This window comes from Streptomyces mutomycini (assembly GCF_001700505.1).
Classification (GTDB): domain Bacteria; phylum Actinomycetota; class Actinomycetes; order Streptomycetales; family Streptomycetaceae; genus Streptomyces; species Streptomyces mutomycini.
Genome location: NZ_MAPV01000301.1, coordinates 1 through 8,056, shown reverse-complemented (window position 1 = coordinate 8,056; position 8,056 = coordinate 1). Strand labels below are relative to the sequence as shown.

Below are 8,056 nucleotides of genomic sequence, written 5' to 3'. Positions count from 1 at the left end.
GGGGATGTCACCCCGGCACACCCAACAGCACAGTCCCGGTTGCGTCGACAGCTTGATGTGAGGCTTTCCCCATGTTTGATCCGTTCATAGCGCCGAGCGGCACCCTGCTCGGCCTGCTGCAGAGGGGCCGTGGCGACGGCACGCTCCACGCGCTCGCCGCCCCCCGGCCCGAGGCCCTCGCGGCTCTCAACCACTGCGTCCTGAGCGATCCTCGTCACGACTGGCAGGTCGAGAACCGCTCCCTCTACTACGCGCGCCTCTACCTCGATCTCGACGGCGGCACCGAGGAGATCGAGCGGCACCTGTGGGACGCGGAGGACCACCTCGACACCGACGACTCACGCACGGGTCTCGCGCTCGCCGTGCTCGGGCACCTCGCCTCCTACGGGCGCGACGACGCCCTCGTACTCCTGCGCCGGTACGCCGCGACCGGTGCCAACTGGGCCTGGGCGCTCGACGAGCTGGCCCTGCGTGACGACGACGCCGGGCTGCGCTCCCTGGCCGAGGCCGTGCTCGCCCGTTTCCCCGCCACCGCGGACGGCACCGCCGGCCTGGCCGCCGCCGTGCGGGACGCGTTCGAGCCCCGCCCCTGGCGGCTCTGGGCCGACGACCCGCGCGAGGCGGTCGGCGCCCGGGTCAGGGCGGCCACGGAGCAGGGTTCCTTCGACCGGTGGCAGCGTCAGATGAGGCCCGGCGGACCGCGACCCGGCTGGAGCGTCCAGGCCGTCTTCGACTGGGCACAGGAAGGACTGGAACGCGGCAGCGCGCTCCACGTCCCTGCGGCCCGGTGCCTTTCCGCCGTCGCCGGTGCCGAGGACCGCCCTCTGATCATCGAGGCCGCCCGCAGCGGCTCCGAGGGTGCGCGCTGCGCCGCCCTGCACTATCTGGCCGAGGCACGGGACCCTGCCGTGCTCGACCTGGTCGAGCGGGCCGCCGGCGGCCCGTCCCGTACCGTCGCCGAAGCGGCCGTGGCCGCCTTCGAGCGCATGTGCGGAGAAGCGGCGGTCGACCGGGCCCGGGGATGGGTGCACCGTCCCGACGCCCTGGGCGCCTCGGCCGCCGGAGTGCTGGCCTGCCGCGGCGGCGTACAGGACGCCCCGCTCGTGCTCGCCGCGCTGCGCGAGGCGGTCAGGGGCGAGGGCCCCGACGCCACGCGCCTGTGGACCCTCGTCGACGGCGTCGGCCGCCTCGGCATCGCCTGTGCCGCACCCGTGCTGCGCCACGTGTACCGCGAGACGTCCTCCTCGCACCTGCGAGGCCGGGCCGCCCGGGCGCTGGCCGCCACCGATCCCTCCTTCGCCAGCGGATTCGCCGTCGAATGCCTCTGGGACTGCGAGGAGACCACGCGGGAACTGGCCGCACACCACGCCGAGACCGGGGACATCCGCGTCGCCGAACGGCTGAGGCGGCTCGCCGCCGACCCGGCCGAGGAGGCCGAGGTCCAGACCGCCGTACGCAGCAGGATCGGACCGGACGCACCCGCTCTCTGAGCCGCAGCTCCGCCGGCAGCAGGAGTCCGGATGCCGCGCGCCGGGGGCGCGCGGCGCAAAGCTCACAGGACGTTCCCCGCGCGGAAAGATCCATGTAGGCAGGGGCACGCCCGGCGCGGTGACAACATCCGTATGCGTGACGTCATCGTCACCGAATCCTTCCCGCCCGATGTCACGAGCCGCAGCAGCCCCCGCGGCCCCGGGCGGCCGCAGCCCTCTGGCCGGCCACCGAGGGGACCGGCTGGCCGGCCCGGCGCAGCACGGATCTGCTGCCCCAGCTGCCGGCGCCCGCGGCGGCCGAGACCGCCCACCGGGCTCGCGGCACGGGTGAACGGCTCGACGCACGCGCCCAGCAGGCCCGGTCCGGGCGCCGGCGGATCTGCCCCGCACGCCGTCTCTGCGGGGGTTCGTCGCCCGCGCCAGAATGGAGGGATGACCGGACGCTGGGAGTTCTGGATCGACCGCGGCGGCACCTTCACGGACGTGGTGGGACGTGATCCCGGCGGCCGGCTGATCACCCGCAAACTTCTGTCGCACGACCCCGGCCGCTACCGCGACGCGGCCGTCGCCGGAATCCGGCTGCTCCTCGGCCTGGGCCCCCGCGACCCGGTCCCCGCCGACCGTGTCGCGGGCGTCAAGATGGGCACCACCGTCGCCACCAACGCCCTCCTGGAGCGGCGGGGAGAGCCGACCGTGCTGGTCATCACCGAAGGTTTCCGGGACGCCCTGCGTATCGCGTACCAGAACCGGCCGCGCCTGTTCGACCGCCGGATCCTGCTCCCCGAAGCCGTGTACGACCGGGTCATCGAGGTCCCGGAGCGCACCGACGCCCGGGGGGAGGTCGTGAAACCCCTCGACCGCGCCGTGGTGGCGGAGCGGCTGCGGGCGGCCGCGGAGGACGGGATCCGCAGCGCCGCCGTCGTCCTCATGCATGGCTACCGCCATCCCGGCCACGAGCGAGCCGTAGCCGAGGAGGCCAGGGAGGCGGGCTTCACCCAGATCAGCTGCTCGCACGAGGTCAGCCCGCTCATCAAGCTCGTGCCGCGCGGCGACACCACCGTCGTCGACGCCTACCTCTCGCCGATCCTGCGCCGGTACGTCGAGGAGGTGGCCGGCGAACTCGCCGGGATCAGGCTCATGTTCATGCAGTCCAACGGCGGGCTGCGCGAGGCCGCGCACTTCCGGGGCAAGGACGCGGTGCTCTCCGGCCCCGCCGGAGGCGTCGTCGGCATGGTGCGTACGTCCGGGCAGGCGGGCTACGACCGGGTCATCGGGTTCGACATGGGCGGCACCTCCACCGACGTCTCCCACTACGCGGGCGAGTTCGAACGTGAACTCGGCACCCAGGTGGCAGGGGTGAGGATGAGCGCTCCCATGATGAGCATCCACACCGTCGCCGCCGGCGGCGGGTCAGTCCTGCACTTCGACGGACGGCGCTACCGGGTCGGCCCCGACTCGGCCGGTGCGGACCCCGGCCCCGCCTGCTACCGCCGGGGCGGGCCGCTCACCGTCACCGACGCCAACGTCATGCTCGGCCGCGTCCTTCCGGAGCACTTCCCCTCCGTCTTCGGCCCCGCGGGCGACCAGCCGCTCGACGCCGGCCTCGTGGAGGAGCGCTTCGAAGCGCTGGCCGAGGAGGTGTCGGCCGCCACCGGAAGCAGGCGCACGCCCGCGCAGGTGGCCGCGGGATTCCTGGAGATCGCCGTGCTGAACATGGCGAACGCCGTCAAGAAGATCTCCGTCCAGCGGGGCCATGACATCACCCGCTACGCGCTCACCGGCTTCGGCGGCGCCGGAGGGCAGCACGTCTGCGCCGTCGCCGACGCCCTGGGCATCGACACCGTCCTCGTACCGCCGCTCGCCGGAGTCCTCTCCGCGTACGGCATCGGTCTCGCCGACGCCACCGCGATGCGCGAACAGTCCGTCGAGTCCGCGCTCGACGAGGAGACCGGGAGCCGGCTGCGCGGTCTCTGCGACGGCCTGGCGGAACGCACCCGTGCCGAACTCCGCTCCGACGGCGTCCCCGGCAGTGCCATCGGCACCCGGGCACGGATCCTCCTGCGCTACGCCGGGACGGACGCCGCCCTGCCCGTCGCCCATGGAACCGTCGCCGCCATGACGGAGGAGTTCACCGGCGTCCACCGGGCGCGGTACGGATTCGCCATGGACAAGCCCCTGGTGGTCGAGGCCGTCTCTGTGGAGGCCACCGGAGCGGCCGGCCCGCACACCCCGCCCCGGGCGGCCGGCGCGCGTGCGGGGCGAGGACCGCTCCGGCCACTCGGAACCGTGCGGATGTTCGCCGGGGACGGATGGCGGGACGCCGGTCTGTACCGCCGCGACACGCTGCGCACGAAGGACACCGTGACCGGACCGGCCGTCGTCGCCGAGGACGACGCCACCACCGTCGTCGACCCCGGCTGGCAGGCCACGGCCGGGCCGTCCGGACACCTCGTACTGCGCCGGGCCGAGCCGCGACCCGAGCGCACCGCCGTCGGCACCCGGGTGGACCCGGTCATGCTCGAAGTGTTCAACAACCTCTTCATGTCGATCGCCGAACAGATGGGCGTACGACTGCAGAACACGGCGCACTCCGTCAACATCAAGGAACGGCTGGACTTCTCGTGCGCACTGTTCGACGCCGACGGCGGTCTCGTGGCCAACGCCCCCCACATCCCGGTCCACCTGGGGTCCATGGGGGAGTCCATCAAAGAGGTGCTGCGGCGCAACGAGGGCTCCCTGCGGCCCGGTGATGTGTACGCCATCAACGATCCCTACCACGGCGGTACACATCTGCCGGATGTGACCGTCGTGACGCCGGTGTTCGACGAGCCCGCGCACGGAGGGGGGAGCCGGCTGCGCTTCCTGGTGGCCTCGCGCGGCCACCACGCGGAGATCGGGGGCATCACCCCGGGCTCCATGCCCGCCTTCAGCCGCACGATCGAAGAGGAGGGCGTCCTGTTCGACAACTGGCTGCTGGTGCGGGACGGAACGCTCCGCGAGGCGGAGACCAGGGACCTGCTCACCGCCGCCGCCCACCCCTCCCGCGACCCGGACACCAACCTCGCCGACCTGCGCGCCCAGATCGCGGCCAACGAGAAGGGCATCGCCGAACTGCGCCGCATGACGAACCAGTTCGGGCAGGACGTCGTCGGGGCCTACATGGGGCACGTCCAGGACAACGCCGAGGAGTCCGTACGCCGGATCGTGGCAGGGCTGCGCGACGGCTCCTGCCGCTACGAGACCGACAACGGTGCCGTCATCGAGGTGAGCGTGACCGTGGACCGCGAGGCACGCCGGGCCGTGCTCGACTTCGAGGGCACCTCCCCGCAGCAGCGGGGCAACTTCAACGCCCCGAAGTCCGTGGTCATGGCCGCCGTCCTCTACGTGTTCCGGACACTCGTCGAGGACGACATCCCGCTCAACAGCGGATGTCTGAAACCTCTGGACATCCGCGTCCCCGACGGATCGATGCTGGCCCCCGCCCACCCGGCGGCGACCGTCGCGGGCAACGTCGAGACCTCCCAGGCCGTCACGGGCGCCCTCTACGCGGCCCTGGGCGTCCAGGCCGAAGGGTCCGGCACCATGAACAACCTCACCTTCGGCAACGACCGCGTCCAGTACTACGAGACCGTCGCGAGCGGTTCCGGCGCGGGTGACGGCTTCGACGGGGCCGACGCGGTGCAGACCCACATGACCAACTCCCGGCTCACCGACCCCGAGGTCCTCGAGTGGCGCTACCCGGTCCTGCTGGAGAGCTTCGGCGTACGCGAGGGCAGCGGCGGCACGGGCCGCTGGCACGGAGGCCGAGGGGTGGAACGCAGGATCCGCTTCCTCGAACCCGTCACCGTGGCCCTCCTGTCGGGGCACCGGCGGGTGCCGCCCTACGGCATGGCGGGAGGCGGGCCCGGAGCGCTCGGCGAGCAGTACGTCGAACGCGCGCGCGGGGCGTCCGTGACCCGCCTCCGGGGCTGCGACACCGCCGAGCTGGACGCCGGGGACGTCCTGGTGCTGCGCACCCCCGGAGGGGGCGGTTACGGGCACACGTGACCGGTCGCTTCTGCGCCGTTTCGACCGTTGTCGGTGCGAGGACCTAATCTGTGCAGCGTGACTTCGACCGCCGACACCCAGACCGCTGCGCCCCAGCTCAGCGCGGGACCGAGGCCCGCTCCGGGCCCCGCCGCCGATGAGGGGCTCTCGCGTCGGCTGCGCGCTCTCGCCTGCACCGCCCCGCTGCACGACCTCGACGTGCGCAAGGCCAATCTGGCCGGCGAGTACACGGTCTACGCGATGGCCGAAGTCGCCCTCGCCGCGATCGACCTGGTCACGCTCAACATGGACTTCGACACCGGCGCCGACCACGACCAGATAGTGGCCAGACTGCTCCCCAGGGTCGCCGCCCAGGCACCGCGCCGGCCCGTCACCGAGCACGAACGCGTCGCGCGCTGGGTCCTGGAGAACCTGATCAACGTCGGGAGCGTGGACCGCGGTTTCCGCGCCGTGTACGGCACCTTCGGGCCCGACGGCGTCTACGTCCGCAGGGACTACGACTTCAAGCTCATCGAGGAGGTCCCCGGCCACGGCGGCAGCGTCTACCTCCGCGCCACCGACGAGGCGGTCAACGTCCTGGTCGGCGCTCTGGACACGGACGTCACCAGCGCCCAGATCGCCGCCGAGGTGAAGCTGGAGGTCCTCATCAGCAGGGGCCGTCTCGCGGACGCTCAGCTCGCAGCCGAACAGGCCCGCTACCGCACCGTGCAGTACGCCGAGACGCTCCGCCGGACACTGGAGGCGACCCGGCGCAACGTCCGCGCCGTCGACTGGCTCAACGCCGTGCCCGACATGATCACCGAGGCCCTGGACCACGTCGCCGACCGCTACCGCCACGAGAACGCGATCCTCACCAACATCCGCAAGGCCAGGGACGAGGCGGAGGAACCCGAGCACAAGCGCCGCGCCGCCGAGCTCGTCGACATCGTCAAGGACTGCATTCGCCGCCACACCCAGCTCCAGTCCAGGCTGCTGGAGGCGGGCCCCCTCTTCCGGGCCGAGCAGGACAGACAGGCCTTCGCCACCCCCACCGCGCGGGCGGGCCTCGACCTGTACGGCCAGCTCGTCGTACCCCTGCTGCCGCTCCCCGTGGAGCAGGCCACCCGGGCCACCGACGCGTTCTTCGCGCACGGCACCGGGCTGCGCACGCCCACCTCGGTCCGGATCGGCGACCTCGTCGACCTGCTGCTGATGCCCCCGGTGGAGCGCGAACACCTGGGCGCCGAGATGCCCGAGCCGGACCTCATCGCCACCCCCGACGACAGCCGGTTCAGCGAGGAGCAGCTCGGATTCGCCATGGAGCTGCTCGATCTGGAGCACGACGCCCCGCGCCGGCTCTCCGGACTCCTCGCCGAGGCCCGGCTGCGCGATCCCGAGCTGCCCTATCTGGTCGCCCTGCTCGCCGTCCACGCGGCGAGCCCACCGGTCGGCACGGCCTACCGCCAGGGCGAGCGCCGGCTGCTGTTCGCCGTCGACGACGGCACCCCGCTCCAGGACCACGAGTTCGGCGGAGCCGACCTGATAGTGGGCATGGCCCTGCTGGACGCCGCGGGCATGGCCGCGGACCGCAAGGACGCCTCGTGAGCGTCCACGGCCCGGCCACCCACCCACTGCCGTGCGAGAGCGGCACCCGTACCGAGGAGTCACCGAGTTGAGCGAGCAGCACGCCGAGCACACCGACGCGTGGGACGACCGGTCCCTCACGCCCGCGGCCGACGCCGCACGGCCGGCCGCTCCCGCCGCTGTCACCCCCGCGGACGCGGCCGACGCGGCCCGGCTGGTCTCCTGCGGGCTGCAGCCGAAGCTGATGCCCGCCCGCGACGCCGAATACACCGAGCTGCTCCGCCGCTACCGGGAGGAGCCCGCCTTCGCCCGGCTCGCCGACGCCGTGGCCACCGGCCTCGGACTCGTCGTCCTGGAGGTCTCCACCCGCGCGGGGATGGCCGTGACCGCCGGCGAGGACTCGGTCTTCGCCGTACGCATGGGCGACTACGCCCGCCGCGCGTCGACCGACGCGGCTGACCGATTCCTGCACGGACTCGCCCACCTCGCCGTGGCAGCCATGGCCTTCCCCCGGCCCGAGGACCTCGCCGACGACTCCTACATCGGCCGCCTCACGGTCAACGGCGTCGACGCGTTCGTCCGCCAGGCATGCCGGCGCCTGGAGGAGCGCGCCGAGGAACAGGGCGACAACACCGACCCCGCGACCGACGCCCCCGGCCTGGAGTCGGGGTGGCGCATCTACGCCCGCCGCAGCTCGACCGGAGCCACCAAGGACGCCCGCCGGCTCGCCGGATCCACCACCGGCATCATCGGCAAGGCCGTCGCCTTCCTCACCGACTCGGGCTTCCTCCAGCGAACGGGGGACGACGCGGGCGGCGCCTACCGCACCACGGCCCGCTACCAGCTCCAAGTACGCGACATGGCGGGCAGCGCCGCCATGGCCGAGCTGCTGGACCTCGGCGTCGTCCCGGTCACGGACGGCTCGGCCACCCTGCTGCCGCCTCCCGACACCGAGG

The 8,056-nt window shown here is 73.1% G+C and carries 4 protein-coding genes; all 4 read left to right on the top strand.

Annotation, left to right across the window (positions count from 1 at the left end; genetic code table 11):
- The first annotated feature begins 71 nt into the window (after positions 1–71).
- A complete protein-coding gene (locus tag BFF76_RS29790) occupies positions 72–1,490 on the top strand; it encodes a hypothetical protein (RefSeq protein WP_053929068.1) in 1,419 nt (472 codons plus the stop codon).
- Positions 1,491–1,922: 432 nt separating this feature from the next.
- On the top strand, positions 1,923–5,537 hold the full coding sequence (locus BFF76_RS29785) for a hydantoinase B/oxoprolinase family protein (protein ID WP_065849469.1): 3,615 nt from the start codon (positions 1,923–1,925) through the stop codon (positions 5,535–5,537).
- A gap of 57 nt (positions 5,538–5,594) precedes the next feature.
- Positions 5,595–7,121: a hypothetical protein gene (locus BFF76_RS29780; protein ID WP_053929066.1), complete on the top strand. Its 1,527-nt coding sequence runs from the start codon at positions 5,595–5,597 to the stop codon at positions 7,119–7,121.
- 67 nt (positions 7,122–7,188) lie between these two features.
- A partial coding sequence (locus tag BFF76_RS29775; RefSeq protein ID WP_065849468.1) for a hypothetical protein occupies positions 7,189–8,056 on the top strand: 868 nt, incomplete at its 3' end.

What these genes read in the sequence shown, in the direction of transcription:
- BFF76_RS29790 (WP_053929068.1), top strand. Translation starts at nt 72, where the DNA reads ATGTTTGATCCGTTCATAGCGCCGAGCGGCACCCTGCTCGGCCTGCTG.
- BFF76_RS29785 (WP_065849469.1), top strand. Translation starts at nt 1,923, where the DNA reads ATGACCGGACGCTGGGAGTTCTGGATCGACCGCGGCGGCACCTTCACG.